This is a genomic window from Mesorhizobium sp. WSM4828 (genome assembly GCF_055811175.1).
On record NZ_JBVVQK010000007.1, the window covers coordinates 51408 to 77326 of the forward strand.

Below are 25919 nucleotides of genomic sequence, written 5' to 3' on the forward strand. Positions count from 1 at the left end.
CCGGCGGGGCTTCGTGTTGAGTCGGATCATTCTGCGGCGCGGCGAGACCAGATCAGCGAGAACTCGCCGTCGGTGTCGGTCTCAACCAGGCTTGCATAGATCGGAGCGGGAAAACTTGGATCGTCGAGCTTGACGGAGTGGTAGTCGCGGCCCTCGCGCGAGGTCTTCTTCCATGCCGCTCCGAATTCGGTGGCTCCGGCAAAGATGCGGAAGTCCGGACCTTTCTCGTTGTCGCCTTCGGCCGGTGTCAAAGTCACCGTCTTGACGTTGAGGTTCAGGGTCTTGACCGAGCCGGAGAAGCCGTTCGCGGTGCGGGAGAAAGTGCCAATCGTCGCCATTGTGGTCGTTCCTTCTGTTTTCTGAGGCCGCGCCTATCGCGGCCTCGATGGTGGTCGTGAGACCGTGGACGATGGGTCCGCACCCCAAAGTGGCTGAAACGAAGTGAAAGACGGCGGCGCGAGCCTTTCTTGGGCCGCGAGGAATGGACGCAAACCGGGCTCCCCGCCATGCCTGCGTGGTGGGGTGGTATGGCCAGGGGAAGAAAACGAGAGCGCCGTCGTTGCGCGAAGACGATCGAGACTGAGCGAAGCGGAGGCGGTCCTTGGTCAGACCCAATCCATTCGAGGACGCCTTGGGCTTAGGATGAACAGACAGGAGTGAACGCGGGGACGGCGATCAGTCACGCGCTTGCCCATCCGTGTTATGAGCGCGGCGATGACGCGTATGGTTGTGACGCCGCGCGAGGCTCCCGTAGCGAACGAAGAACTCAGGCTCAAACGCTCAAGTGAGTATTCCTACGGTGGAAGCCGGCAGAGCAAGTGATTTTCTGAGCAGTAGCGACTATGTCAGGAATGGGGCCATGAGCCGACTGTCAGCTTCTAGGCTGAAGTCATCAGCAAATGGACGTTCCGCTGGCGACCTCATTGCGGACCTAAACAGAACAAACAATCTCCATTGGCGGATGGTTCAAAGCCTAGCAGTCTGGCATCGCGTTGCTCGCCAACAGTGACGATCCGACCTCTCCTTCGAGCGCAAAACGCTGGCAGCGCTCGCCGTGGGACTCATCGATTAAACTCTCGATATGTTTGAAGCCGAGCTTCGCCAATATTCGCAGCGACGCGAAATTGCGCGCCGCCGCCTCGGCCGTCACCTGTTCAAGCGCCAGAGTTTCAAAGGCGTAGCGGAGGACTTCGCGCGCCGCCTCGCTGCCCAGTCCGTGCCCCCAATGCGCACGCGCCAGCACAAATCCCAATGCGGCTGCCTTGGCGTCGGTTGCGCCGAAGGACAGGGTTATCGTCCCGATCGCGTCCGATACTCCTGCTTGGTCTACGGACCACTGGATCGCCTTGCCGTCAGCGAATCGCTGACGCGAACGGGCGAACCACCGTTCGCCTGCCCTTCTGTCGTCACGAATGGGATCGCCGGCAAGGGACGACATCCATCGCGCGCGCAAACCATGCTGGGATATCCCGTTCGCTCGGCGCCCGAAGCACGAGCCTTGGTGTCGTGAGCTTGGGAAATCGGACTGCTTCCATGGGGCATTTTCGACCTGAGGCGGCGCCAATGCAACGGCCTGGCAGGCCGCTCCGCTAATCACCAATGACAGCCCCTTGGTAGTGTGCCGTCTTCAGGTCGCAGCCCAATCGCTGAGAGCCATTTATCGACCAGCCGGGCATACTGCCGTGTGCTCATCGGCGCCTCGGAGAGCCTTGCGTCCGAAACCAACCATCCAACCACAATCAGCCCGTGAGGCGCGCACGAAACAAGGTGCAGCCGTCCGCCAGGCGCGACCTGGAGATATCCCGGAATCCAGCCTCGGTCATCCACGCTCGATACTGACCTTCAGTGTACGATTCGCCGTGGCGATAGAGGTTCAAGAAGGTGATATTGAGAAAGACACCCTCAGGCGGGCCGAGGCGGTCGTCATCGACGACACCCCACCCCGCAATTGCGATCTCGCCTCCCGGTGTGAGGCAACGCGCCGCGTTCAGGATCGAACTGCGCGCCTGGTCAGGCGGAAGGACCTGGACGACGGCCTTCAGGATCGCCAGATCGTGCCGACCGATCGATGGCGCGACAGTTATGTCCCCCTCTTCGACAACCACGTCGTCGGCACCGTATTCTGACAGGATATCTGGCGCGGCCGCTGCGACCGTTGGCAGTTCCATCAGCGTCGCCGCAATATGCGGCCACCGCTCGCGAAGTCCGACGAGAATTGTCCCGGGGCCCCCGCCGATGTCGATCACCGAAGCGATCGCCGAGAGGTCTATCGCCCGGGCCAGATGTCGGCCGAAGATCACCCCGCCCGGTGCGAGCCTGCGGCTGAAGGCCGCCGCGGCCTCGGGCCCTGCTTCGGAAAAGTCGTGCAGCGCAGCCGGCCGGTTCTGTCGCAGCGACTCTGCGGTCAGCAAGTCGGCTTCCCAGAGCTCGCGCAGGAGCGCATGATCGCCGCCGCGATAGGTCGGCTTGGACGCGTCGAGGAAGGCCGATGCTTCGGCTCCGTTGCGAAATTGACCATCCTTGACTTCGAGGAGACCGATGCTGGCGAGCGCGTAGAGGAGCCGCGACAGACGATCGGGCTCGACTTTGAGCGCGGCCCCCAGGCTGTCAGCGGTCATCGCGCTGCCACCGAGCCGGGTGAAGATGCCAAGGTCCAGCCCGGCTCGAAGCGCTAAGGCGGCGGGCACCGCTGCGATCAGCTTGTCGATCCGGGCAGAATCCACCATGTCGCCCCCCTTCCGCGATCCAGGACCGAATTTGAAGCAGCTCCCATAGATTAGAACCTCCGTTCTCCGGAAAGTGAAGACAAAATCATTATTTGGAGCGACCGACACGATGACGTAGCGGATACTCCTGGCAAAGCTGAACGTCAGCTTCTGAGAATGTCTATCGCCGCCTCGGGCCCGCCGCTCCGACAGGCCCATCGAGGCCTGCAGATGCGCGATGGCTTCACGCTTGGCGGCGGGCCCTACCATTTTTTGAAAGAAGCTCGCGCAGTGCCGACGCTTCCAGCATCTGGTCGGCGAGCAGCTTCTTCAGCTTCGCGTTCTCGTCTTCCAAGGCTTTCAGCCGTTTGGCATCGGAGACGTCCATCCCGCCATACTTCGCCTTCCAGTTATACAGCGTCGCCTCGGAGATCCCATGCTTGCGCGCCAGGTCGCCCGCCTTCGCCCCCGCTTCGTGCTCACGCAGAACCGCGATGATCTGCTCTTCCGTAAACCGCTTTCTCTTCATCGGTCCGTCCTTCAATCGAGGCCGGACTCTAATCTCAAATGGAGGAAAAACTCAGTGGCAGGTCATGCCCCATCAACCATCGTCATGACTCTCAATTTCGAGTTCGTGGGACTCGATTTCGATTTGTTGTCAGGCCGCTTGCCCACAGTAGCAAAAGAACGCCTCGTCAATAAAAAAGGCGTACAAAGCGCAGTCGATGAAATGTCCATTGGTCTAAGGAGGATTCATTTCGTCGACGTAGCCAGTTCGTGACCTCGAGACCGGTTAACCGGGTGCCGAAGGAGCGTCAGCATAGCGGCGCCACAGGCGAGACGCGGGACCGCCACCCCCGGCGAGAGGTGCCGTACCGCGACTGATCTGCAGTCGCGTGCCATAGATGGTGGGTTGCGGATTCCGATCTCCGGCGGATGAAGGCCTAACGCCGATCGATTTCAGAGCTGCCGCCGCAGGCCCGTTTTCCGATTTCTACGCCGAAGCGCGCCGCCGCACTATGCCAGAGCCAAACCGCTTTTCTCACCTGCTCCTGCTGCCATTATCTCCTCTGTGTCATCACCGAGCCGAAAACGGAGATGGGAACCGCGGACAAATTGTGCTCTGCCACGGGTCAGCACGGTTCCTGAGTCTGTGACGTTAGAGCGAATTGACCGCGCTCTGGATACACTGGCGCTTGCTATTCACAAGGCTGGCAAAAAAGGACAAGCGTATCTCCCAATTTACGAGCGTCTTGAACGGGAAAAGAAGAAACTGATTGCAGAGACGGGCGCAATGCTGCGCGTCCAGGAACGGCTCAAACGATCTCAGGATCGAAAGGCAAAGCAATTTTCTTGAGCTCGTCGCGTCGCCATTGCAGTGATCCGCCCGAACCATACTCTACCCGCTCGATCGTATGGCCCATCAAGATTTTGCGAAGCTCACTGTCGAGGCCTGCCTCTTTCATACGATCCTCGAAACTGTGCCGGAGCGAGTAAATCTTGTGCTTCGGAGTCGGGAACAGTCTGTGGGTTTTGAAATACTTATTCAGGTTTGCTGAAAGTGCCTCTTCACGATTGCGGTAGCGCGGAAATCCCTGTGGACTTTTCTTAAAAACTTCCAAGGCGACACCTACCAAAGGCACATCTCGCACGGACCATTCGGTCTTGATTTCGCGCGGATCATCAGGGTCCTCCCGTGGGGTGATGCGAATGTAGGGAACCGGTGTGTCAAGGAAGATCACGGTCTCATCGAGATTGCATATCTCGCTTGGCCGCGCGCCTGTCTCGATCAGCGCCAGAACGCATCGGCGCGCTTGAGCATCCAGAGATGCTAATGCGCCTGGCCTCATGATCTGATGGGATATCCATTTGGGTTCGAATGACGGCCGTTTACGACGACGCTTGCCACGCTCCGAAAAGCGGAGGTCATCGAACGGGGTGCCTTTTTGTTCCTCGCCCAGATGAGCGAAATAGCGCCTGTAGAGGTCGCGCATGTTGCCGAGATCTCGATTGCCGGCCGACGCGGAATGTGTTGCGGGTCCGACGTCGGGCGACGGCGCAACACGCTTGAGCCAAAATCGGTAGAAGGCCAGTCCATCCTCGCGCGTGATTTCACCGATGGGCTTGTCGCCGACCAGGGCGATAAAATTGCTGACGGCCCTCTGCTTTACTTTCCTCCACATTCTGCGCTGCGAATGACTCTTACCCACAACTTCATGCGCCATGATCTCGTCGGCGTAGAGATCAAAAGCCTCCGAGATTTTGACCGGCGGCACTTGCACGCCGCCGAGGAGAGCGTCGGCCACGGCGGGAGCCGCTTGGACGCGCTCCAGCGCCTCGACGCGCTTTAAGATCGCATCGACATTGTGAAAGCCTGCCACTTGTCCGTTTGAAAGGTAAGAGACGCCCATGGCTTCAGCCCGGTGAACGGCGTCACGATACTGATCAAGTGCTGATCTTGTCTCGCCGCCGCAAAGAAGCACGGCCCACAGGGTCTTGTCCGCGTCTTCAAGCCTGTCGCGCATTGCACGTGCCAGGCGGCGCTCGTCCGTTCCCAAAGACTTGCGAATGAAGGTGCCTCGATCGTCGATGCCGGCCAGCTTGGCAGGCACTCGCCGATGGTAATAGAAAATCCCGTCGCGCTGGATGAGGTAACGATCCGGGTCCCTGGCGGGCTCTGGGAAGGCCTCTTTTCGCATGGGCCAATCTCGCGATGTATCTCATTTTGTATCGCAGACTGTATCGCACTACGGCAAGAATTCCAAGATCCCCCGTGAGAGGGGGATCTGTCGATATGACATTTCAATGAGTTAGGAGAGTCAGTTCACTAATTTAATGGTGCGGTCGAGAAGACTCGAACTTCCACGGGTTGCCCCACAGCGACCTCAACGCTGCGCGTCTACCAATTCCGCCACGACCGCACGTGGTAGGAGCCGGAACCAACCGGCCCGCGGCGTGTAGCAAATCGTTTCCGGTGAAACAAGTGCGCGGCCAGCAATAATCGGCCGGACATCGGCATAACTCTTCAAGGGGCCGAGCGTACCCGGAACTGGACGTTTGTACCGATTGCCGCCATATGAGTGGCGAGACAAGATATCATGACAGAACGCAGCCAGATCGCCACGTCGTTCCTGCCCTTGCCCGGCTCGGCGCCGGTCGAATGGCGCATCGAGCCAGGCCTCACCGCCTACCCCGATGCGCTCGCCGTGATGGAGGCGCGCGCCGAGGCCATCCGCAGCGGCACCGCCGTCGAGATGGTCTGGCTGGTCGAGCACCCGCCGCTCTACACCGCCGGCACCAGCGCTCGCAGCGAGGACCTGATCGAGCCGGACCGTTTCCCGGTCTTTGCCGCCGGGCGCGGCGGCGAATACACTTATCACGGGCCGGGCCAGCGCGTCGCCTATGTGATGCTCGACCTGAAGCGGCGACGCGAGGATGTCCGCGCCTTCGTCGCGGCACTCGAGCAATGGATCATCGGCACACTGGCCGCCTTCAACGTACGCGGCGAACGCCGCGAGGACCGTGTCGGCGTGTGGGTGGTGCGGCCGGACCGCCCCGCTTTGCCCGACGGCTCGGCGGCCGAGGACAAGATCGCCGCCATCGGCATCAGGCTGAGGCGCTGGGTGAGCTTTCACGGCATTGCCATCAATGTCGAGCCGGACCTCAGCCATTTCAGCGGCATCGTGCCGTGCGGCGTCCAGGATCACGGCGTCACCAGCCTTGTCGATCTCGGCCTTCCCGTGACCATGGCCGACCTCGACCTGGCGCTGAAATCCGCTTTCGAGGACGTATTCGGGCCCGCCGCGGTGTCGCCTGTCGAAGTGTCCCGCAGGGCCGGCTGAAGCACTCGTCGAACGCCTGCGCCAAGGTGCGAAGGCGGCCCTCGCTCATCAGCGTCGAGCCCCATCCTTGAGCTCAGTCCTCACATCGCACCGATCCAGATTGCCATGGAAATGAGGAACGTGCTCATGCACACCAGCGAGACGACATCTTGAACAAGATCGGTCATAACTCTCTCCTGTTGTTAGTATGTTCATATTTTGTTCTAATTTTGTTCGAATGTCAACGATCCCAATCCCGGCATCGCCGGAATTGGGCTCGGTCATTTTCGGCAGGGTTAAGAAAGGGTTGAGAGGGAGATGCCGACCGTTTTGGGCCGACAGCGCCCGCGGAAAGCGGCGGGACGGCGCACGCCAGCTCGCAGGCCGTCATCACCTCAATTGCAGCGCACCCTAAAGCGGCACGACCTTGCCATCGGCGAGCGTCACGCGGCGGTCCATGCGCGAGGCGAGCTCGTGATTGTGGGTGGCGATGAGTGCCGCCAGGCCCGATTGCCGGACCAGCGCTGCCAGCGCCTCGAACACATAGGAAGCGGTCACCGGGTCGAGATTGCCGGTCGGCTCGTCGGCCAAAAGCACCAGCGGCGCATTGGCGACGGCACGCGCAATGGCGACCCGCTGCTGCTCGCCGCCGGAGAGCTCGGAAGGCCGATGCTGCGCCCGCTTGCCGATCTGCATATAGTCGAGCAATTGCGCCGCCCGCTCGGCCGCCTCCTTGCGCGGCAGCCCTTTTATCAGCTGCGGCATCATGATGTTTTCCAACGCCGAGAATTCAGGCAGCAGGTGGTGGAACTGGTAGACGAAGCCGACATCGTTGCGACGGATCGCCGTGCGCTCGTCGTCGGAAAGCCGGCCGCAGGCGCGCCCCGCCAGGATCACGTCGCCGGCGTCCGGCCGCTCCAGCAGCCCGGCCGTATGGAGCAGCGTCGACTTGCCGGTGCCCGACGGCGCCACCAACGCCACCATCTCACCACGCTTCAGCGAAAAATCGGCGCCATTCAGGATGGTCAGCTTGCGCGGCCCCTGCACATAGTGCCGCTCGACGCTCTTCAGCTCGATAATGGCCTCGGCCATCATTCGTACCTCAGCGCTTCGACCGGATCGAGCCTGGCCGCGCGCCACGCCGGAAACAGGGTCGCCAGGAACGACAGCGCCAGCGCCATGAGAACGACCGAGATCGTCTCGCTGGCATCCATGCGGGCCGGCAGCTGGCTGAGGAAATAAAGCTCGGGATTGAACAGCCGCTCGTTGGCCAGCCAGGAGAAGAACTGGCGGATGCGCTCGACGTTCAGGCAGATCACGACGCCGAGCAGCACGCCGGCGATGGTGCCGACAACGCCGATCGCAGCGCCCGTCATCAGGAAGATGCGCAGGATCGCGCTGCGCGTCGCTCCCATGGTGCGCAGGATGGCGATGTCGTGGCCCTTGTCCTTCACCAGCATGATCAGCCCCGAAATGATGTTGAGGGCCGCCACCAGCACGATCAGCGTCAGGATCATGAACATGACGTTGCGCTCGACCTGCAGCGCGTCGAAGAACGTCTTGTTGCGTTGCCGCCAATCGACAAGGCTGATCGGCCGCTGCGCCGCCTCTTCGACCTTCGGCTTCAGCGCGTCGATATTGTCGGGATTGTCGGTGTAGATCTCGATCGTCTGCGCCCGGCCGTCCATGTTGAAATAAAGCTGCGCTTCCGAAAACGGCATGTAGACGATGGAGCTGTCATATTCCGACATGCCGACCTCGAAGATCGCGGTGACCGGATAGCCTTTCATGCGCGGCGTCGTGCCGAGCGGCGTGACGTCGCCCTCGGGCGAGATCAGCGTGATCGTGTCACCAAGCACAAGGCCGAGATTCTCGGCCATGCGGCTGCCGATGGCGACGCCCTCGCCGGTGTCGAAGCCGACGATCGAGCCCTCCTTGATGTTGTTGGCGACGATTGTGATCTTGCCGAGATCCTCGCCGCGTATGCCGCGCACCAGCGCGCCGGTGCCGCCGCCGACATTGCCTTGCGCCAGCACCTGTCCGTCGATCAGCGGGATGGCGTATTTGACGCCGGGCACGCCGTTGATGCGGCCGGCGAGCTGCGCATAGTCCTCCAGCGGCATGTCGAGCGGCTGCACGATCAGGTGCCCGTTGACGCCAAGGATGCGCGTCAGCAGTTCGGCGCGAAAGCCGTTCATGACCGCCATGACGACGATCAGCGTGGCAACGCCCAGCATGATGCCAAGGAAGGAGATCGAGGCGATCACCGAGATCACCGTCTCCTTGCGGCGCGAGCGCAGATAGCGCCACGCCACCATGCGCTCGAAGCCGGAAAAGGGTCCTGCCGCCGAAGGTTTGGCTGCTGCCGCTTTGTTCATGCGGCGGCACCGAAACGCTTTTTCACGTCGCCGATCGGCAGCGTCTCGCGCTCGCCGGTCCTGCGGTTCTTGATCTCGACGTCGCCGGCGGCGACGCCGCGCGGCCCGACGATCACCTGCCACGGGAGCCCGATCAGGTCGGCGGTAGCGAACTTGCCGCCCGGCCGCTGGTCGGTGTCGTCGTAGAGCACCTCCTTGCCGGCGGCGGCAAAGGCGGCATTCAGTTCGCCGCAGATGCGGTCGCATTCGGCATCGCCAGCCTTCATGTTGATCAGGCCGACATCGAACGGTGCCACCGCTTCCGGCCAGATGATGCCGTTATCGTCATGGCTGGCCTCGATGATCGCCGCGACAAGCCGGGACGGGCCGATGCCGTAGGAACCGCCAGAGACGAAATGATCCTTGCCGTCCGGCCCGGTCACCTTGGCGCCCATCGGCCTGGAATATTTGTCACCGAAATGGAAGATATGCCCAACCTCGATGCCGCGCGCCGAGACCCGGTCGCCGGTCGGCACCTTCTCCCATGCCACCTCGTCATGCATTTCGTCGGTGGCGGCATAGGGCGTTGTCCACGTCTTGACGATCTCGGCGATCTCGGCGTCATTCGAAAAGTCGGTATTCGCCCCCGGAACATCAAGCGAGAGATAGTCGCGATGGCAAAACACCTGGCTCTCGCCGGTGTCGGCCAGGATAATGAACTCATGGCTGAGGTCGCCGCCGATCGGCCCGGTGTCGGCGCGCATCGGGATAGCCTGCAGCCCCATGCGCGTAAACGTCCTGAGATAGGACACGAACATGCGATTATAGGCGGCCTTGGCGCCTTCATAATCGAGGTCGAACGAATAGGCGTCCTTCATCAGGAACTCGCGCGAACGCATGACGCCGAAGCGCGGGCGCACCTCGTCGCGAAACTTCCACTGGATGTGATAGAGGTTGAGCGGCAGGTCCTTGTAGGACTTGACGTAGGAGCGGAAGATCTCGGTGACCATCTCCTCGTTGGTCGGCCCGTAGAGCATATCGCGGTCTTGCCGGTCCTTGATGCGCAGCATCTCCTTGCCGTAATCTTCATAGCGGCCGCTTTCGCGCCACAGCTCGGCCGATTGGATCGTCGGCATCAGGATTTCGAGCGCGCCGGCGCGATTCTGCTCCTCGCGAATGATCCGGCAGACCTTGTCCAGCACCCGCTTGCCGAGCGGCAGCCAGGAAAAGCTGCCCTGCCCCTGCTGGCGGATCATGCCGGCGCGCAGCATCAGCCGATGCGAGACGATCTCGGCCTCGCGCGGATTTTCTTTGAGGATGGGCAGGAAATAGCGCGACAAACGCATGGACTGGTCCGTGAGAGAGGATGGCGGCGCCGGAATCGGCGCAGCGCTGGCTTGCTTGCCCCGGCTTCATAGCCATTTCATGGCGGAATGGAAACCCGGCCCGGGCCCTGCATAGACGCCGCAATTGCCGCACACGGCTTGCTGGGCGTTTCGCAAGCAACGCCTGCCGTACTATTGTGCACTGCAGCACGAGATTGCCTGTTTCCGGGCAAAATTCTTCGTGACATTTTCACCCGCCTTAGGCTAGTGTGCCCCCATAACCGAGAGGGTAGAGAAAAATCTGCTCTCCTACGCGGTCAAAGTCTTGGGAGGATGCGATCTAGGCGCGGTAACTCGCTGCCGCCGGACACCGGAAACAGATCGGACGCGTTTAAATTGCAAGGCCTCGCGCCTTGCATTTTTTTTGTGCAATCATTTGGTTAGCACGACAGATTACCAAACTACATGACGTTGCGTCAGCCCAAACCCGCCCCGGCCTTTACTTTGGGTTGACCTTGCTGGCTCAGCTTGATTTCAGGGCGTCGGCTAGGCTGGGATAGCCGGACACGGTAGGTAGCCGGCTAATGCGCTGGGCTCTGGTTGAAATCCGGCACGATGTGCGGGATGTCGTCGATGCCGAGGCCAAGCCCTCTCGTGATGCCGTAGAAGATACCCATGAGGACCAGCGTGGCGATTGTCGTGCGCAGCGCCGCGCGCAGCATGTGCGGTCCGCGCGGAGCGCTCGGAACCGTTCCAAGCGTCACGTCCCGGTCCTCGTCCTGCGTCCGCATGCTGAACGGCAGGACGGCGAACAACACCACCCACCATGTGGCGAAGAACAGGGCGACGAACGAAACCCAACTCATGCTTGCTCCAGTTCGACCAGCGTGCCGAAGAAATCCTTGGGGTGCAGAAACAATACCGGCTTGCCATGCGCGCCGGTCTTCGGATTGCCGTCGCCCAGCACGCGCGCGCCGCTGGCCTTGAGACGGTCGCGCGCCGCAACGATGTCGTCCACCTCATAGCAGACATGGTGCATGCCGCCGGATGGATTCTTCTCGAGGAATGCGGCGATCGGCGAGGCTTCGCCGAGCGGCTCCAGCAACTCGATCGTGGTGTTGCCGACATCGACGAACACCACCGTAACGCCATGCTCCGGCAGCGCTTGCGGCGCGGTCACGCGGGCGCCAAGCGTATCGCGATAGACCGCCGCAGCCGCAGCCAGATCCGGCACGGCAAGCGCAACATGGTTGAGGCGTCCGAGCATAGGTTTTCCTCAGGGCAGTAAGGCAATAGGGCAGTATGGGAGTAGGGAAAAATTACTTTCTCCCCCTACTGCCGTACTGCCCTACTCCCCTATTCCCTTACCTCGTGACGAACACCGTCACCAGCGGCTTCTTGCCCCAGGCTTCGTTGGCCGCGCCGCGCACCGCGCGCCGCACCGCCTCCTGGACCAGGTCGAGGTCTTTTCGGCGCTGGCGGGGGATGGAGTCCACGGCGCCGATTGCCGCATCGATCATCAGGTCTTCCAGGCTCTCGCCGCTGCCGTCGGCCTCGGCGACGCCGATGGCGACGAGATCGGGATCGCCGGCAAGCTCGTATTTGTCGTCGAGCACGACGTTGACGGCGACATGGCCGGCAAAGGACAGCTTGCGGCGGTCGCGAATGCCCATCGCCTGGTCGCTGCCGACCAGCCTTCCGTCTTTGTAGATGCGGCCGAACGGCACCTGGTCGATGATGGCCGCGGCACCCGGATACAGCCGGAGCATGTCGCCGTCGCGCACCTGCGCCACCTGGCCGATGCCGGACGTCGACATCAGCGAGCCCTGCGCCACTAGGTGCGCCGCCTCGCCATGCACGGGAACGCCGATCTGCGGCCGCACCCATTCATACATCTTGCGCAATTCGCTGCGGCGTGGATGGCCGGAGACATGCACCAGCGCGTCGCCGTCCTCGATGATCTTGATGCCGAGATCGATCAGGCGGTTCTTGATTTCGAGGATCGCCTTCTCGTTGCCGGGAATGGTGCGCGAGGAAAACACCACCGTGTCGCCGGCCGTCAGCGCCACCGATTTCATTTCGTCGCGCGACAGCTTGGCGAGTGCGGCAAGCGGCTCGCCCTGGCTGCCGGTGCAGATGATGACGAGGTTTTCGCGCGGGATGAAGCCGTAATCCTCCTCGGCGATGAATTCCGGCAACCCGTCCATATAGCCGAGTTCATCAGCCACATCGATGACGCGCTTCATCGAGCGGCCAAGCACCAGGCACTGGCGGCCGGCATCGCGCGCCGCCTTGGCGATGGAGACGATACGCCCGACATTGGAGGAGAAGCTGGTGACGGCGACCCGCCCCTTGGCGTTCTGGATGACGCTCTTGAGGCCCTCGCCCACCGCCACTTCGGACGGCGATTCCCCTTCCCGCATCGCATTGGTGGAATCGCAGATCAGCGCCAGCACGCCCTTGTCGCCATAGGCGCGGAAGCGCGCCTCGTCGGTCATCGGCCCGACCGTCGGCGCCGGATCGATCTTCCAGTCGCCGGTATGGATGACGACGCCGGCCGGCGTGGTGATCGCCAGCGACATCGGTTCGGGAATGGAGTGCGCGACAGGAATGGCTTCGATCTCGAACGGGCCGACGGTGAATTTCTCGCCGGCCCGGTAGATCGTCACCGGGATCTTCGGCGCCCCTTGCTCGCCCTGCCGCTTGGCTTCCAGCAGGCCGGCGCTGAACGGCGTCATCCACACCGGCGCCTTGAGCTTCGGCCAGATGTCGTGCAGCGCCCCGTAATGGTCCTCATGCGCATGGGTGATGACGATGCCGCGCAGATTGGCGACATTCTCCTCGATGAAGCGGGTGTCGGGCAGTACCAGGTCGACGCCGGGCAGGGTTGCATCGGGAAAAGTGACGCCAACGTCGACGACGATCCATTCGCGCGCATTGGCCGGCCCATAGCCGTAGAGGGCGAAGTTCATGCCGATCTCGCCGACACCGCCGAGCGGCACGAAGACAAGTTCGGCGTTTTCCGCTGTCGCCATGGTCTTTCCTTCCTTGCCGGTCAAAATTGTGGGCCGGTCAAACTCAAGCTGGTCAAATGCTGGCCAGTCAAACGTATTGGCCGGTCAACCGCCAGCCGAGGCAACCGCGCCGAAATGCACGTCGCCGGCAGCGATCGTCAGAACCGAACCTTGATCGTCGCGGATCACGAAACGGCAGTCGTCGTCAATGGTTTCGAAGGTGCCGCGCACCACATTACCGTCAATTCTGACAGCAACCTGCCCGCCAAGCCCCGCCGCACGCGCCAGCCAGCGCCGCCTGACGGCGGCAAGCCCGCGCCCTTCGTTCCACAGCCGCGCATTCTCGCTCCACGCATCCGACAGCGCCAGAAACAGCGTCTCGGCATCGCAAGCAGACCCCAGCGCGTTGAGCGACGTCGCTGGATAGGGCAAATCCTCAGGGTATGCCACCACATTGACGCCGATGCCGACAGCCACCGCCGAACGGTCGCCATCCAGCATCGCCGATTCCAGCAGGATGCCGGCGAGCTTGGCGCCCGAGGCAAGCACATCGTTCGGCCATTTCAGTTCGAAACGGTTCTTGCCCTGGCTCGCACCATCGATGCCGATCGCGATCCTGCCCTTCGGCACGACGGCGTCGAGCGCGTCGGCCAGCGCCAGTCCGGCAACGAAGCCGAGCGTCGCGGCAAGCCGAAGCTCGGTGCTGGTGATCACCAGCAGCGTCGCGGCCAGATTGCCCTCAGGCGTCGCCCAGGCGCGGCCGCGGCGGCCACGTCCGGCTTCCTGCTTTTTTGAGACGACCCAGAGTTTGCCCGGATCGCCAGCCCGCGCGTGCTCCAGCGCCAGCGCATTGGTGGAGCCGACCGAATCGTGCGCCTCGAGCCGGAACCCTTCCGAAGCCGCGGTTGGAGCCAGCCTGAACGTCATTCCGTTAGAAGAAGGTCTTGGCCGCGGCTGCCGCGTAGGTTCCGATCGGGCCACCGATCAGCACGTAGAACAGCACGAAGGCGCCGCAGACGCCGAGCACGACGCGCAGTTCGGTCGCCATCGGCACGAAGCCGCCGACCGGTTCGTCGAACCACATGATCTTGATGATGCGCAGGTAATAGTAGGCGCCCACCACAGAGGCCAGCACGCCGATGATCGCCAGCGCGTAGAGGTTGGCGTTGATGGCGGCGAGGAACACGTACCATTTCCCCCAGAAGCCGGCGAGCGGCGGGATGCCGGCCAGCGAGAACATCAGGATGGTGAGGATCGTCGCCATGATCGGATTGGTCGCCGACAGGCCGGCGAGATCGCTGATCTGCTCGACATTGCCCTCCTTGCGCCGCATGGCGAGGATGAAGGCGAAGGTGCCAAGCGTCATCACCAGGTAGATCAGCATGTAGATGGCGACGCCGCGCACGCCGTCCTGGCTGTTGGCTGCAAGGCCGACCAGCGCATAACCCATATGACCGATGGAGGAATAGGCCATCAGCCGTTTGATGTTGGTCTGGCCGATGGCCGCAAAGGCACCGAGCGCCATCGAAGCGATCGAGATGAAGACGATGATTTGCTGCCAGTCGGCGGCGATCGGCTTGAAGGCGCCCATGGTGACGCGCACCATCAGCGCCATCGCCGCCATTTTGGGTGCCGCCGCCAGAAAAGCCGTCACCGGCGTCGGCGCGCCTTCATAGACGTCGGGCGTCCACATATGGAACGGCACCGCCGAGATCTTGAAGGCAAGGCCGGCCAGCACGAAAACCAGGCCGAAGACGAGGCCAAGCTGGCGCTCGCCGCCGCTCAGCGCCGCGGCGATCTCCTGGAAGCCGGTATTGCCGGTGTAGCCGTAGACCAGCGAGATGCCATAAAGCAGCATGCCCGACGACAGCGCGCCGAGGACGAAATACTTCAGCCCGGCCTCGGTCGAGCGCAGATTGTCGCGGTTGATCGCCGCCAGCACGTAGATCGCCAGCGATTGCAGCTCGAGGCCGAGATAGAGCCCGATCATGCCATTGGCCGAGATCATCAGCATCATGCCGAGCGTGCAGAGCAGGATCAGCACCGGATATTCGAACTTGTCGAAACGCTCCGCCTGGGCAAAGCGGACCGACATGACCAGCGTCACCGCCGAGCCGATCAGCGCCAGCACCTTCATGAAGCGGGCGAATGGATCCTGGATGAAGGCTTCGCCATAGGCGTTGCCCTGCCCCGGCGAAAAGATCAGCCAGGCGCCGGCGATCACCAGCACGGCGACCGCAAGGCCGCTCACCGTGACGGTGGTGTTGGCGCGCGAATAGGCGCCGAGCATCAACAGCGCCAAGGCGCCGATGGTGAGGATCAGCTCTGGCGTCGAGAGCGACAGGCTGGAGAGAAGGTCCGGCGTCATGGTTCGCAAAACCCCCAGTCAGTTCGCCGCCGCGGTCTGCGCGGCGCCGATGGATGCGGTGACATTGGTGACGAGCGCCTTGACCGATTCGGCCGTCGCGTCGAAGATCGGCGCCGGATAGACGCCGAAGAAGATGACCAGCGCGACCAGCGGATAGATGATCACCTTCTCGCGCGTCGACAGGTCGAGCAGGCCTTTCAGGCTTTCCTTGGTCAGCGCGCCGAAGATCACCTTGCGGTAGAGCCAGAGGGCATAGGCCGCCGACAGGATGACGCCGGTCGCGGCGAAGAACGCCACCCAGGTGTTGACCCGGAACACGCCGAGCATGGTCAGGAACTCGCCGACGAAACCGCTGGTGCCGGGCAGGCCGACATTGGCCATGGTGAAGATCATGAACACGGTTGCATATTTCGGCATGTTGTTGACCAACCCGCCATAGGCGTCGATGTCACGCGTGTGCATGCGGTCGTAGACGACGCCGACGCAGAGGAACAGCGCGCCCGAGACCAGGCCGTGCGAAAGCATCTGGAAGATCGAACCCTGGACCCCTTCCTGGTTCATCGCGAAGATGCCCATGGTAACGAAGCCCATGTGAGCGACCGACGAATAGGCGATCAGCTTCTTCATGTCCTCCTGCATCAGGGCCACTAGCGAGGTGTAGATGATGGCGACGACGGAGAGCGTGAAGATCAGCGGCGCGAACATTTCGGAGGCGATCGGAAACATCGGCAGCGAAAAACGCAGGAAGCCGTACCCGCCCATCTTGAGCAGGATGGCGGCCAGGATCACCGAGCCGGCCGTCGGCGCCTCGACATGGGCGTCCGGCAACCAGGTGTGCACCGGCCACATCGGCATCTTCACCGCGAAGGACGCGAAGAAGGCGAGCCATAGCCAGGTCTGCATATTGGCCGGGAAATTGTGCGTCAGAAGCGTCGGGATATCGGTGGTGCCGGACTGGAAGAACATCGCCATGATGGCGAGCAGCATCAGCACCGAGCCGGCCAGCGTATAGAGGAAGAACTTGAACGAGGCATAGACGCGCCGCTTGCCGCCCCACACGCCGATGATGATGAACATCGGGATCAGGCCGGCCTCGAAGAAGACGTAGAACAAGACGATGTCGAGCGCGCAGAACACGCCAATCATCAGCGTCTCCAGCAACAGGAAGGCGATCATGTAGGCTTTGACGCGCTTCTCGATCGCTTCCCATGAAGCCAGGATGCAGAGCGGCATCAGGAAGGTGGTCAGGATGACGAACAGCATGGAGATGCCGTCTACGCCCATATGATAGGAGATGCCGGAATCCAGCCAGGCAAACTTCTCGACGAACTGGAAGCCGGGCTGCGAATTGTCGAAGCCGGTCCAGATAAACAGCGAAATCACAAACGTGAACGCAGTCGTGAACAGTGCGATGGCGCGGATGTTGCGGCGCGCGTTCTCGCTGTCGTCGCGCACGAAAAGGATGAGCAGCACACCAACCAGCGGCAGGAAGGTGACCAGCGATAGGATCGGCCAGGCGGTCATCAGAGCATCATCCAGGTGACGAGTGCGGCAACGCCGATCAGCATGGCGAAGGCATAGTGGTAGAGATAGCCGGTCTGCAGCTTGACGACCCGGTTGGTGACGTCGACGACACGCGCCGAAATGCCGTCCGGCCCGAGCCCGTCGATGACAGTGCCGTCGCCGGTCTTCCACAGGAAGCTGCCGAGGCGCTTTGCCGGCCGCACGAACAGGAAGTCGTAGAGCTCGTCGAAATACCATTTGTTGAGCAGGAAGGCGTAGAGGAGGCGATGGTTGGCGGCGACGCTCCGAGGCATTTCCGGCGCGCGAATATAGAACTGCCAGGCAATCGCAAAGCCGATCAGCATGGCGATGAACGGCGACAACTCGACCCACAACGGCACTTCGTGGATTTCGTGCAGGATGTGGTTGTCCGGCAGCGTGAACAGCGACGCCTTCCAGAATTCGGCATAGCCCTCGCCGATGAAGGCACCGTGGAAGATCACGCCGGCGAACAGCGCGCCCGCCGCCAGGATGAACAGCGGCACCAGCATGACCGGCGGCGATTCATGGACATGGTGCATGACCTCGTGGCTGGCCCGCGGCTCGCCGTGGAAGGTCATGAAGATCAGCCGCCAAGAGTAGAAGGAGGTGAAGCAGGCGGCAATGACCAGCAATATAAAGGCAAACGCGGCGACCGCGTTGTGGCCGGCGAAGGCCGCTTCGATGATGGCGTCCTTGGAAAAGAAGCCAGCCGTGCCGATGATCGTGACCGGGATGCCGACACCGGTCAGCGCCAGCGTGCCGATCACCATCATCCAGTAGGTCGTCGGGATGAGCGTCCTCAGGCCGCCCATCTTGCGCATGTCCTGCTCGTCGGAGACGGCGTGGATGACCGAGCCCGAGCCGAGGAACAGCAGCGCCTTGAAGAAGGCGTGGGTGAACAGATGGAAAATCGCCGCCCCATAGGCGCCGACGCCGAGTGCCACGAACATGTAGCCGAGCTGCGAACAAGTCGAATAGGCGATGACGCGCTTGATGTCGTTCTGGACGAGACCGACTGTCGCTGCGAAGAAGGCGGTGAAGGCGCCGATGAAAGTGACCACCGTCAGTGCCGAATGCGACAGCTCGAACAGCGGCGACAGCCGCGCCAGCATGAACACCCCTGCCGTGACCATGGTGGCGGCATGGATCAGTGCCGAGACCGGCGTCGGGCCTTCCATGGCATCCGGCAGCCAGGTGTGCAGCGGCACCTGCGCCGACTTGCCCATGGCGCCCATGAACAGGAGCAGGCAGACGACCGTCATCGCAGCCTGCTTATCGAGTGCATAGCCGAGGAAGGCCAGCACGGCCGCACCTTGCGGCGCACCTTCCGCCGGAATGAACGTCGCCGCATTGGCGAAGATGGTTCCGAGATTGACCGAGCCGAACAGCACGAACACGCCGAATATGCCGAGCGCAAAGCCGAAGTCGCCGACGCGATTGACGATGAACGCCTTGATCGCAGCCGCATTGGCCGACGGCTTCTTGTACCAGAAGCCGATCAGCAGATACGAGGCAAGGCCGACGCCTTCCCAGCCGAAGAACATCTGCACGAGGTTGTCGGCCGTCACCAGCATCAGCATGGCGAAGGTAAACAGCGACAGGTAAGCGAAGAAGCGCGGCCGGTTCGGGTCGTGATGCATGTAGCCGATCGAATAGATATGGACCAGCGCCGACACCGTATTGACGACGACCAGCATCACCACCGTCAGTGTATCGATCCGTAGCGCCCACGACGCTTCGAGGCCTCCCGACTGGATCCAGCGCATTACCGGCACGGTGAACACCTCGCCGCCGCCGAAGCCGACGGAGAACAAGGCGACCCACGACAGCACAGCCGCGATCACCAGGAAGCCGGATGTGATGTATTCGGAAGCCTTGGCGCCGAGCGAGGCGCCGAACAGGCCGACGATCAGAAAGCCGAGCAGCGGAAGGAAGACGATGGCCTGATACATGGTGGTTCCGTCAACCCTTCATCATGTTCACGTCTTCGACCGCGATCGAGCCGCGGTTGCGGAAGAAGACGACGAGAATGGCAAGGCCGATCGCCGCTTCGGCCGCCGCGACCGTCAGCACGAATAGTGCGAACACCTGGCCGACGAGATCGCCCAGCGCCGCCGAGAAGGCGACGAAATTGATGTTGACCGCAAGCAGGATCAGCTCGATCGACATCAGGATGACGATGACGTTCCTGCGGTTCAGGAAGATGCCGAACACGCCGAGCGTGAACAGGATCGCCGATACGGTCAGGTAGTGCGCGATGCCGACGACCATCTCAGACTCCTTCGCCCGTCTTGACCTTGCGGATTTCCACTCCGGTTGCCGCCGTGCGGCCAACCTGGGCGGCTATCGACTGCCGCTTGACGCCCGGCTTGTGGCGCAGCGTCAGCACGATGGCGCCGATCATGGCGACCAGCAGCACCAGCCCCGCCACCTGGAAGTAATAGAGGTAATCCGTATAGAGGATGTCGCCGAGCGCTGCCGTGTTCGAGCGCGCGGCCAGGTCCGGAATGGGTTTCGCGACCGTCGCCGCCAGCTTCGGCGCGAATGTATAGCCGCCGAGCACGACGATCAGCTCCGCCGCCAGGATCAGCCCGACCAGCGCGCCGATCGGCGCATATTGCAGGGCGCCTTCCTTCATTTCGGCGAAGTCGACGTCGAGCATCATGACGACGAACAGAAACAGCACCAGCACCGCGCCGACATAGACGACGAGCAGGATCATCGCCAGGAACTCGGCGCCGGTCAGCATGAACAGGCCGGCGGCGTTGAAGAAGGTCAGGATCAGGAACAGCACCGAGTGCACGGGATTGCGCGCCGATATGACCATGAACGCCGATGCCACCGCGACAAAGGCGAAGAGGTAGAAAAAGGCCGCCTCTAGTCCACTCAGCATGGGTTCCCCCGGGTTTCCTGTCAGAACAGGACGCTCGTCCTGTTTTTTGCCACCGCCTCCGGCTGGCAAGTTGCGTGTTCCTTAAACGAGGGCCCTCGCCCCGTCCATGCGTCAAATATCAGCGGTAAGGCGCATCCAGCGAGATGTTGCGCGCCAGCTCACGCTCCCAGCGGTCGCCATTGGCCAGAAGCCGATCCTTGTCGTAATAAAGCTCCTCGCGCGTCTCCGTCGCGAATTCGAAATTCGGGCCCTCGACGATGGCGTCGACCGGGCAGGCTTCCTGGCAGAAGCCGCAGTAAATGCATTTCACCATGTCGATGTCGTAGCGCACGGTGCGCCGCGTGCCGTCATTGCGGCGCGGGCCGGCTTCGATGGTGATGGCCTGCGCCGGGCAGATCGCCTCGCACAATTTGCAGGCGATGCAGCGTTCCTCGCCGTTCGGATAACGGCGCAGCGCATGTTCGCCGCGGAAGCGCGGGCTGACCGGCCCCTTCTCATGCGGATAGTTGATCGTCTCCTTCGGCGCGAAGAACTGGCGCATCGACAGGAAGAAAGCGCTGACGAAATCCTGCAAAAGCAGCGACTTGGCGGCCTGGGAAAGAGCGGACATCAGGCAAACCCCGTGATCTTGAGGAAAGCGGCGGTGGCGACCACCATGAACAGCGAGATCGGCAGGAAGACCTTCCAGCCGAGCCGCATCAGCTGATCGTAGCGGTAGCGCGGCACGAACGCCTTCACCATCGAGAACATGAAGAACACCAGGCAGACCTTGAGCACGAACCAGATCAGCCCCGGCACCCAGGTGAACGGCGCGAAGTTGAAGGGCGGCAGCCAGCCGCCAAGGAACAGGATGGTGGCCAGCGCGCACATCAGGACGACGGCGACATATTCGCCGAGGAAAAACAACAGGAACGGCGTCGAGGAATATTCGACCATGTGGCCGGCGACGAGTTCCGATTCGGCTTCCACGAGATCGAACGGCGGACGGTTGGTCTCGGCCAGCGCCGAGATGAAGAAGACGATGAACATCGGGAACAGCGACAGCCAATGCCAGTCGAGGAAGGTGTTGGGCAGGCCGAGCCGCGTGCCCAGCCCGTCCTGCTGCGACAAGACGATGTCGGACAGGTTGAGCGAGCCGACGCAAAGCAGCACGGTGACGATGACGAAGCCGATCGAGACCTCGTAGGACACCATCTGCGCCGCCGAGCGCAGCGCGCCGAGGAACGGGTATTTCGAATTGGACGCCCAGCCGCCCATGATCACGCCATAGACCTCGAGCGAGGAGATGGCGAAGACATAGAGGATGCCGACATTGACGTTGGCGATAGCCCAGCCTTCATTGACCGGGATAACCGCCCATGCCGAGATCGCAAGCACCGCCGACACCAAGGGCGCCAGCAGGAAAACGCCCTTGTTGGCGCCCGACGGAATGACCGGCTCCTTGAAGACGAACTTTAGCAGATCGGCGAATGCCTGCAGCGTGCCCCACGGGCCGACGACGTTCGGTCCGCGGCGCAATTGCACCGCCGCCCAGATCTTGCGGTCGGCGTAAAGCACGTAGGCGACGAAGATCAACAGAACGACAATCAACACGACGGACTTCAAAAGGATCAGCAGCGCCGGCAGCACGTAGAAGGAAAAGAAGGTGTCCATGTCTACTCCGCCGCCTGCCTGAAGCCGTTCTTCGCCAAAGCCGAGCACTCGGCCATCACCGCGGAAGCCCGCGCGATCGGGTTGGTCAGGTAGAAATCCTTGACCGGCGAGGTGAAGGTGCCCTTGTTCAGCCGTCCGCCGAGCTTGGCCACCCTGGCGATGTCGGCCGGATCGCCGGCCACGACATGGTCGATCCGGGCGAGATGCGGGTATTCCGCATAGAGCTTAGCGCGCAGCTGCGGCAACGAATCGAACGGCAGCTTCTTGCCCAGCACATCCGACAGTGCCCGAAGGATCGCCCAGTCCTCGCGCGCTTCGCCGGGCGCAAAGCCGGCCCGGTTGGTCTGCTGCACGCGACCTTCGGTGTTGACGAAGGTGCCCGACTTCTCGGTATAGGCGGCGCCCGGCAGGATGACGTTGGCGCGATGCGCGCCCTTGTCGCCATGCGTGCCGATATAGACGACGAAAGCGCCGCCGGTCTTCGCCATATCGATTTCGTCGGCGCCGAGCAGGAACAGCACATCGGTCTCGCCCAGCATGCCGGCGACGTTCCTGCCGCCCTCGCCCGGCACGAAGCCGACATCGAGGCCGCCGACGCGTGCCGCGGCGGTGTGCAGCACGGCAAAGCCGTTCCAGTCGGCCCTTGCGGCATTGACGGCGACGGCGAGCTTCGCCGCCTGGCCAAGCACGGCCGCGCCGTCCGGACGCGCCAGCGCACCCTGTCCGACGATGATCAGCGGATGCGTCGCCTTCTTCAGCAGCTGGAAGAACTTGCCGTTGCCGTCGGCCAGATCCTTCAGCGATTCCGGCCCGGCGCCGAGTTGCTCGTAGTCATAGCGCGTATCGCCGACATCGCCGATGACGCCGACCGGCAGATTGCCGGCCCGCCAGCGCTTGCGGATGCGGGCGTTGAGCAAGGACGCCTCGAAGCGCGGATTGGCGCCGATGATCAGCACCGCATCGGCCTGTTCGATGCCTTCGATGGTCGGGTTGAAGACATAGCTCGCCCGGCCGAGCGACGGATCGATTGCGGCACCGTCCTGGCGGCAGTCGGTGTTCTTCGAGCCGAGCGAAGCCATCAGAAGCTTAAGCGCGTAGATCTCCTCGACGGCGGCAAGATCGCCGGCAATGGCACCGATCTTTTCGGGTGCCGCATTCGACACCGCTTCCTTGATCGCGGAAAAAGCCTCGGCCCAGCTTGCCGGGGCCAGTCTGCCGTCCTTGCGCACATAGGGGCGGTCGAGGCGCTGCGTGCGCAAGCCGTCCCAGATGAAGCGGGTCTTGTCGGAAATCCATTCCTCGTTCACCGCCTCGTTGGTACGCGGCAGTATGCGCATCACTTCGCGGCCCCGGCTATCGACGCGGATCGCGGAGCCGACGGCGTCCATCACGTCGATGGATTCTGTCTTGGTCAGTTCCCACGGCCGTGCCTGGAAGGCGTAGGGTTTGGAGGTCAGCGCACCGACCGGGCAAAGGTCGATGACATTGCCCTGCAGTTCCGACGTCATCGCGCTTTCGAGATAGGTGGTGATCTCGGCATCCTCGCCGCGGCCGATCAGGCCGAGCTCGGATATGCCCGCAATCTCGGTGGTAAAGCGGACGCAGCGCGTGCAATGGATGCAGCGGTTCATGATCGTCTTGACCAGCGGCCCGATATACTTGTCTTCGACCGCCCGCTTGTTCTCGTGGTAGCGCGAGGAATCGACACCGAACGCCATTGCCTGGTCCTGCAGGTCGCACTCGCCGCCCTGGTCGCAGATCGGGCAATCCAGCGGATGGTTGATCAGAAGGAATTCCATCACGCCTTCGCGCGCCTTCTTGACCATCGGCGTGTTGGTGAAGATTTCCGGCGGCTCGCCGTTCGGGCCGGGGCGCAGGTCGCGCACGCCCATGGCGCAGGACGCCTGTGGCTTGGGCGGGCCGCCTTTCACCTCGATCAGGCACATGCGGCAATTGCCGGCGATCGACAACCGCTCATGGAAGCAGAAGCGCGGCACTTCCGCGCCGGCGTCCTCGGCCGCCTGCAGCAGCGTGTAGTGGTCGGGTACAGTGATCTCTTTCCCGTCGACCTTGAGCTTTGCCATTTCGCCTCAAACCCCTGCGGACGTTCCGCAATCTTTCCTTCCGGGCGCAGCCGACACCGCGCACGATATTGAATTCACTTTTTGGCCCCGGCCAATGCGGCCGCCTGACCGATCCAGCCGTCGCGGCCGATGCGGCCCTTCAACGACAGGTAATCTTCGACCCAGGCGATCTCTTGCGGCGTCCACGCGGCGATCTGGGCGTATGTCCAGATGCCAAGGCCGTTCAGCACCTTTTCCAGTTTCGGCCCGATGCCCGATATCACCTTGAGGTCGGCGGGCTCGGCTGGCCGGTCCATCGGCTTGGGCTGCTTGAAATCCTCCGGCATCAGCCCGGCCGACGCGTCCGCTGCAACGGTGCTGGCATTCGCCAGGCTCCGCGCCGCACCGCTCGTCGCAATGTCGGTCACGTCATTGGCGAAGGACTGGGCCTCGGCAATCAGGGTTTTGGTCGCTGCGCGCGCCTTTATCGATGAGCTTTTGCCGGTCGCAGAAGCGCGTTCCGTCCGCGCCTCGAAATCCTCGGCGACCGGCTGCCAAAGCCGCTGCGAGGTCTCGGCCGCGCCTGAAAGCACGCCCATCCAGATACCAAAGGCGTGGTTGGCAAGGCCGATACCGAGTGCCGTCATCGCCGCCGCACCCGCGACAGGATGCGCCAGGAGATTGACGGCATTGGCCATCTCCTTCGGCATCATCCTGGTCAGATCCTGGTTCATCTTCAACAACGGGTCCATATCGGACGTAAAATCGTCGGGTCTCGAAAACAGCGACATAGGTGGTCTCCTGGTCGTTTCCGTCTGCCCCGCGCTCGTTTCCTCGTTTCGGACATTCGTCCGCATTTCGAATTCTTCTATTCCGCCGCCGCCAGCACCGGTTCGGCGCGGTGTGCGTTGCGCGAAAACTCGTCGATGCGGCGCTCCACCTCGCCGCGGAAATGCCGCATCAGGCCCTGGATCGGCCATGCCGCGGCATCGCCCAGCGCACAGATCGTGTGGCCCTCGACCTGCTTGGTCACATCGAGCAGCATGTCGATCTCGCGCTTCTGCGCCTCGCCGCGCACCAGCCGTTCCATTACCCGCCACATCCAGCCGGTGCCCTCACGGCAGGGCGTGCACTGGCCGCAGCTCTCGTGCTTGTAGAAATAGGACAGCCGCGCGATCGCTTTCACGATATCGGTGGATTTGTCCATGACGATGACAGCTGCCGTGCCGAGGCCCGATTTCAGGTCGCGCAGCGCATCGAAATCCATCGGCGCGTCGATGATCTGCTCGGCCGGCACCAGCGGCACCGAGGCGCCGCCGGGAATGACCGCCAGCAGATTGTCCCAGCCGCCGCGAATGCCGCCGCAATGCGTCTCGATCAGTTCGCGGAACGGGATCGACATCGCCTCTTCGACGGTGCACGGATTGTTGACGTGGCCGGAGATGCAGAACAGCTTGGTGCCGACATTGTTGGGGCGGCCGAACGACGAGAACCAGGCGGCACCGCGGCGCAGGATGGTCGGCGCGACAGCGATAGACTCGACATTGTTGACCGTCGTCGGGCAGCCATAGAGGCCGACATTGGCCGGAAATGGCGGCTTCAGCCGCGGCTGGCCCTTCTTGCCCTCGAGGCTTTCGAGCAGCGCCGTTTCCTCGCCGCAGATATAGGCGCCGGCGCCGTGGTGCATGTAGATGTCGAAATCATAGCCGGACGTGTTGTTCTTGCCGATCAGCTTGGCCGCATAGGCCTCGTCGATGGCGCGTTGCAGTGCCTCGCGCTCGCGGATGAACTCGCCGCGCACATAGATGTAGGCGGCGACCGCGCCCATGGCGAAGCCGGCAAGCAGGCAGCCTTCGACCAGCGTGTGCGGGTCGTGGCGCAGTATGTCGCGGTCCTTGCAGGTGCCGGGCTCGGATTCGTCGGCATTGACGACGAGATAACTCGGCCGGCCGTCGCTTTGCTTGGGCATGAACGACCATTTCAGCCCGGTCGGGAAACCGGCACCGCCGCGGCCGCGCAGGCCACTCGCCTTCATCTCGTTGACGATCCACTCGCGCCCCTTGGCAACGATGCCGGGCGTGTTGTCCCAGGCGCCGCGCGCCATGGCGCCGGCCAGCGACTTGTCGAAGCGGCCGTAGATGTTGTTGAAGATGCGGTCTCTGTCCTGAAGCATTG

The 25919-nt window shown here is 62.6% G+C and carries 23 protein-coding genes, 1 tRNA gene and 1 pseudogene; 2 read left to right on the top strand and 23 right to left on the bottom strand.

Going from position 1 to position 25919, the window contains the following annotated elements:
• Positions 1–26: 26 nt before the first annotated feature.
• The 4 genes and pseudogenes from AC0L2X_RS10495 to AC0L2X_RS10510 all read right to left on the bottom strand — a co-directional run.
• Complete coding sequence (locus AC0L2X_RS10495) at positions 27–338, bottom strand: DUF736 domain-containing protein (protein ID WP_473599760.1); 312 nt, start codon at positions 336–338, stop codon at positions 27–29.
• Between the two features lie 635 nt (positions 339–973).
• Complete coding sequence (locus tag AC0L2X_RS10500) at positions 974–1438, bottom strand: GNAT family N-acetyltransferase (protein ID WP_473599761.1); 465 nt, start codon at positions 1436–1438, stop codon at positions 974–976.
• 301 nt (positions 1439–1739) lie between these two features.
• Complete coding sequence (locus tag AC0L2X_RS10505) at positions 1740–2726, bottom strand: methyltransferase (RefSeq protein ID WP_473599820.1); 987 nt, start codon at positions 2724–2726, stop codon at positions 1740–1742.
• 174 nt (positions 2727–2900) lie between these two features.
• Positions 2901–3234, bottom strand: a pseudogene (locus tag AC0L2X_RS10510) (transposase); the annotation flags it as partial.
• Positions 3235–3288: 54 nt separating this feature from the next.
• Between AC0L2X_RS10510 and AC0L2X_RS10515 the strand changes: the two are divergent.
• The gene (locus AC0L2X_RS10515) at positions 3289–3486 is read left to right on the top strand and encodes a hypothetical protein (RefSeq protein WP_473599762.1); all 198 of its coding nucleotides are present in this window, start codon (positions 3289–3291) and stop codon (positions 3484–3486) included.
• A 535-nt stretch (positions 3487–4021) separates the two neighbouring features.
• On the opposite strand, the gene AC0L2X_RS10520 is transcribed toward AC0L2X_RS10515, so the two are convergent.
• Both AC0L2X_RS10520 and AC0L2X_RS10525 read right to left on the bottom strand, forming a co-directional pair.
• Complete coding sequence (locus tag AC0L2X_RS10520) at positions 4022–5404, bottom strand: DUF6538 domain-containing protein (RefSeq protein WP_473599763.1); 1383 nt, start codon at positions 5402–5404, stop codon at positions 4022–4024.
• 137 nt (positions 5405–5541) lie between these two features.
• Positions 5542–5626 (bottom strand) — tRNA-Leu (locus AC0L2X_RS10525).
• A 177-nt stretch (positions 5627–5803) separates the two neighbouring features.
• Between AC0L2X_RS10525 and lipB the strand changes: the two genes are divergently transcribed.
• Entirely contained in the window at positions 5804–6547 is a 744-nt protein-coding gene (gene lipB / locus AC0L2X_RS10530) for a lipoyl(octanoyl) transferase LipB (protein ID WP_473557501.1), read from the top strand.
• Between the two features lie 390 nt (positions 6548–6937).
• Here lipB and AC0L2X_RS10535 read toward each other — a convergent pair whose 3' ends face one another.
• From AC0L2X_RS10535 to nuoF, 17 genes are all read right to left on the bottom strand, one after another.
• Complete coding sequence (locus AC0L2X_RS10535) at positions 6938–7621, bottom strand: ABC transporter ATP-binding protein (RefSeq protein WP_254818120.1); 684 nt, start codon at positions 7619–7621, stop codon at positions 6938–6940.
• Entirely contained in the window at positions 7618–8904 is a 1287-nt protein-coding gene (locus AC0L2X_RS10540) for a lipoprotein-releasing ABC transporter permease subunit (RefSeq protein ID WP_352490235.1), read from the bottom strand. The genes AC0L2X_RS10535 and AC0L2X_RS10540 overlap by 4 nt, the downstream gene beginning before the upstream one ends.
• Positions 8901–10229, bottom strand: coding sequence for a proline--tRNA ligase (gene proS, locus AC0L2X_RS10545; RefSeq protein WP_473557499.1), 1329 nt, complete (start codon positions 10227–10229; stop codon positions 8901–8903). Before proS ends, AC0L2X_RS10540 begins: the two co-directional genes overlap by 4 nt.
• A gap of 560 nt (positions 10230–10789) precedes the next feature.
• Positions 10790–11074 (bottom strand): DUF1467 family protein, encoded by a 285-nt coding sequence (locus AC0L2X_RS10550; protein ID WP_254818117.1) that lies wholly within the window; start codon positions 11072–11074, stop codon positions 10790–10792.
• Positions 11071–11475, bottom strand: coding sequence for a methylmalonyl-CoA epimerase (gene mce / locus AC0L2X_RS10555; protein WP_352490238.1), 405 nt, complete (start codon positions 11473–11475; stop codon positions 11071–11073). Before mce ends, AC0L2X_RS10550 begins: the two co-directional genes overlap by 4 nt.
• A 97-nt stretch (positions 11476–11572) precedes the next feature.
• Positions 11573–13243, bottom strand: a complete 1671-nt coding sequence (locus tag AC0L2X_RS10560; protein WP_352490239.1) for a ribonuclease J — start codon at positions 13241–13243, stop codon at positions 11573–11575.
• A gap of 84 nt (positions 13244–13327) precedes the next feature.
• On the bottom strand, positions 13328–14149 hold the full coding sequence (locus AC0L2X_RS10565) for a biotin--[acetyl-CoA-carboxylase] ligase (RefSeq protein WP_473557496.1): 822 nt from the start codon (positions 14147–14149) through the stop codon (positions 13328–13330).
• Positions 14150–14153: 4 nt separating this feature from the next.
• A complete protein-coding gene (gene nuoN, locus AC0L2X_RS10570; RefSeq protein ID WP_473557494.1) occupies positions 14154–15590 on the bottom strand; it encodes an NADH-quinone oxidoreductase subunit NuoN in 1437 nt (478 codons plus the stop codon).
• 18 nt (positions 15591–15608) lie between these two features.
• A complete protein-coding gene (locus AC0L2X_RS10575) occupies positions 15609–17114 on the bottom strand; it encodes an NADH-quinone oxidoreductase subunit M (protein ID WP_473557491.1) in 1506 nt (501 codons plus the stop codon).
• Entirely contained in the window at positions 17114–19087 is a 1974-nt protein-coding gene (gene nuoL / locus AC0L2X_RS10580) for an NADH-quinone oxidoreductase subunit L (protein ID WP_473557489.1), read from the bottom strand. Before nuoL ends, AC0L2X_RS10575 begins: the two co-directional genes overlap by 1 nt.
• A 10-nt stretch (positions 19088–19097) precedes the next feature.
• The gene (gene nuoK / locus AC0L2X_RS10585) at positions 19098–19406 is read right to left on the bottom strand and encodes an NADH-quinone oxidoreductase subunit NuoK (RefSeq protein ID WP_023676620.1); all 309 of its coding nucleotides are present in this window, start codon (positions 19404–19406) and stop codon (positions 19098–19100) included.
• A 1-nt stretch (position 19407) separates the two neighbouring features.
• Entirely contained in the window at positions 19408–20028 is a 621-nt protein-coding gene (locus AC0L2X_RS10590; protein ID WP_023676621.1) for an NADH-quinone oxidoreductase subunit J, read from the bottom strand.
• 118 nt (positions 20029–20146) lie between these two features.
• Positions 20147–20638 carry an NADH-quinone oxidoreductase subunit NuoI gene (gene nuoI, locus AC0L2X_RS10595; protein ID WP_023676622.1) on the bottom strand — a complete coding sequence of 164 codons (492 nt, stop codon included), beginning with the start codon at positions 20636–20638 and terminating at the stop codon, positions 20147–20149.
• Positions 20638–21681: an NADH-quinone oxidoreductase subunit NuoH gene (nuoH, locus tag AC0L2X_RS10600; protein WP_292663045.1), complete on the bottom strand. Its 1044-nt coding sequence runs from the start codon at positions 21679–21681 to the stop codon at positions 20638–20640. The genes nuoI and nuoH overlap by 1 nt, the downstream gene beginning before the upstream one ends.
• Before the next feature lie 2 nt (positions 21682–21683).
• Complete coding sequence (gene nuoG / locus AC0L2X_RS10605; protein ID WP_473557485.1) at positions 21684–23765, bottom strand: NADH-quinone oxidoreductase subunit NuoG; 2082 nt, start codon at positions 23763–23765, stop codon at positions 21684–21686.
• Between the two features lie 74 nt (positions 23766–23839).
• A complete protein-coding gene (locus AC0L2X_RS10610; RefSeq protein WP_473557483.1) occupies positions 23840–24535 on the bottom strand; it encodes an NADH-ubiquinone dehydrogenase in 696 nt (231 codons plus the stop codon).
• Positions 24536–24612: 77 nt separating this feature from the next.
• The gene (nuoF, locus tag AC0L2X_RS10615) at positions 24613–25917 is read right to left on the bottom strand and encodes an NADH-quinone oxidoreductase subunit NuoF (protein ID WP_023676626.1); all 1305 of its coding nucleotides are present in this window, start codon (positions 25915–25917) and stop codon (positions 24613–24615) included.
• Positions 25918–25919 lie beyond the last annotated feature (2 nt).

Excerpts from the sequence above, each read along its gene's own strand:
- AC0L2X_RS10495 (WP_473599760.1), bottom strand. The coding sequence starts at position 338 with ATGGCGACGATTGGCACTTTCTCCCGCACCGCGAACGGCTTCTCCGGC.
- AC0L2X_RS10500 (WP_473599761.1), bottom strand. The coding sequence starts at position 1,438 with ATGTCGTCCCTTGCCGGCGATCCCATTCGTGACGACAGAAGGGCAGGC.
- AC0L2X_RS10505 (WP_473599820.1), bottom strand. The coding sequence starts at position 2,726 with ATGGTGGATTCTGCCCGGATCGACAAGCTGATCGCAGCGGTGCCCGCC.
- AC0L2X_RS10520 (WP_473599763.1), bottom strand. The coding sequence starts at position 5,404 with ATGCGAAAAGAGGCCTTCCCAGAGCCCGCCAGGGACCCGGATCGTTAC.
- lipB (WP_473557501.1), top strand. The coding sequence starts at position 5,804 with ATGACAGAACGCAGCCAGATCGCCACGTCGTTCCTGCCCTTGCCCGGC.
- AC0L2X_RS10535 (WP_254818120.1), bottom strand. The coding sequence starts at position 7,621 with ATGATGGCCGAGGCCATTATCGAGCTGAAGAGCGTCGAGCGGCACTAT.
- AC0L2X_RS10540 (WP_352490235.1), bottom strand. The coding sequence starts at position 8,904 with ATGAACAAAGCGGCAGCAGCCAAACCTTCGGCGGCAGGACCCTTTTCC.
- proS (WP_473557499.1), bottom strand. The coding sequence starts at position 10,229 with ATGCGTTTGTCGCGCTATTTCCTGCCCATCCTCAAAGAAAATCCGCGC.
- AC0L2X_RS10550 (WP_254818117.1), bottom strand. The coding sequence starts at position 11,074 with ATGAGTTGGGTTTCGTTCGTCGCCCTGTTCTTCGCCACATGGTGGGTG.
- mce (WP_352490238.1), bottom strand. The coding sequence starts at position 11,475 with ATGCTCGGACGCCTCAACCATGTTGCGCTTGCCGTGCCGGATCTGGCT.
- AC0L2X_RS10560 (WP_352490239.1), bottom strand. The coding sequence starts at position 13,243 with ATGGCGACAGCGGAAAACGCCGAACTTGTCTTCGTGCCGCTCGGCGGT.
- AC0L2X_RS10565 (WP_473557496.1), bottom strand. The coding sequence starts at position 14,149 with ATGACGTTCAGGCTGGCTCCAACCGCGGCTTCGGAAGGGTTCCGGCTC.
- nuoN (WP_473557494.1), bottom strand. The coding sequence starts at position 15,590 with ATGACGCCGGACCTTCTCTCCAGCCTGTCGCTCTCGACGCCAGAGCTG.
- AC0L2X_RS10575 (WP_473557491.1), bottom strand. The coding sequence starts at position 17,114 with ATGACCGCCTGGCCGATCCTATCGCTGGTCACCTTCCTGCCGCTGGTT.
- nuoL (WP_473557489.1), bottom strand. The coding sequence starts at position 19,087 with ATGTATCAGGCCATCGTCTTCCTTCCGCTGCTCGGCTTTCTGATCGTC.
- nuoK (WP_023676620.1), bottom strand. The coding sequence starts at position 19,406 with ATGGTCGTCGGCATCGCGCACTACCTGACCGTATCGGCGATCCTGTTC.
- AC0L2X_RS10590 (WP_023676621.1), bottom strand. The coding sequence starts at position 20,028 with ATGCTGAGTGGACTAGAGGCGGCCTTTTTCTACCTCTTCGCCTTTGTC.
- nuoI (WP_023676622.1), bottom strand. The coding sequence starts at position 20,638 with ATGTCCGCTCTTTCCCAGGCCGCCAAGTCGCTGCTTTTGCAGGATTTC.
- nuoH (WP_292663045.1), bottom strand. The coding sequence starts at position 21,681 with ATGGACACCTTCTTTTCCTTCTACGTGCTGCCGGCGCTGCTGATCCTT.
- nuoG (WP_473557485.1), bottom strand. The coding sequence starts at position 23,765 with ATGGCAAAGCTCAAGGTCGACGGGAAAGAGATCACTGTACCCGACCAC.
- AC0L2X_RS10610 (WP_473557483.1), bottom strand. The coding sequence starts at position 24,535 with ATGTCGCTGTTTTCGAGACCCGACGATTTTACGTCCGATATGGACCCG.
- nuoF (WP_023676626.1), bottom strand. The coding sequence starts at position 25,917 with ATGCTTCAGGACAGAGACCGCATCTTCAACAACATCTACGGCCGCTTC.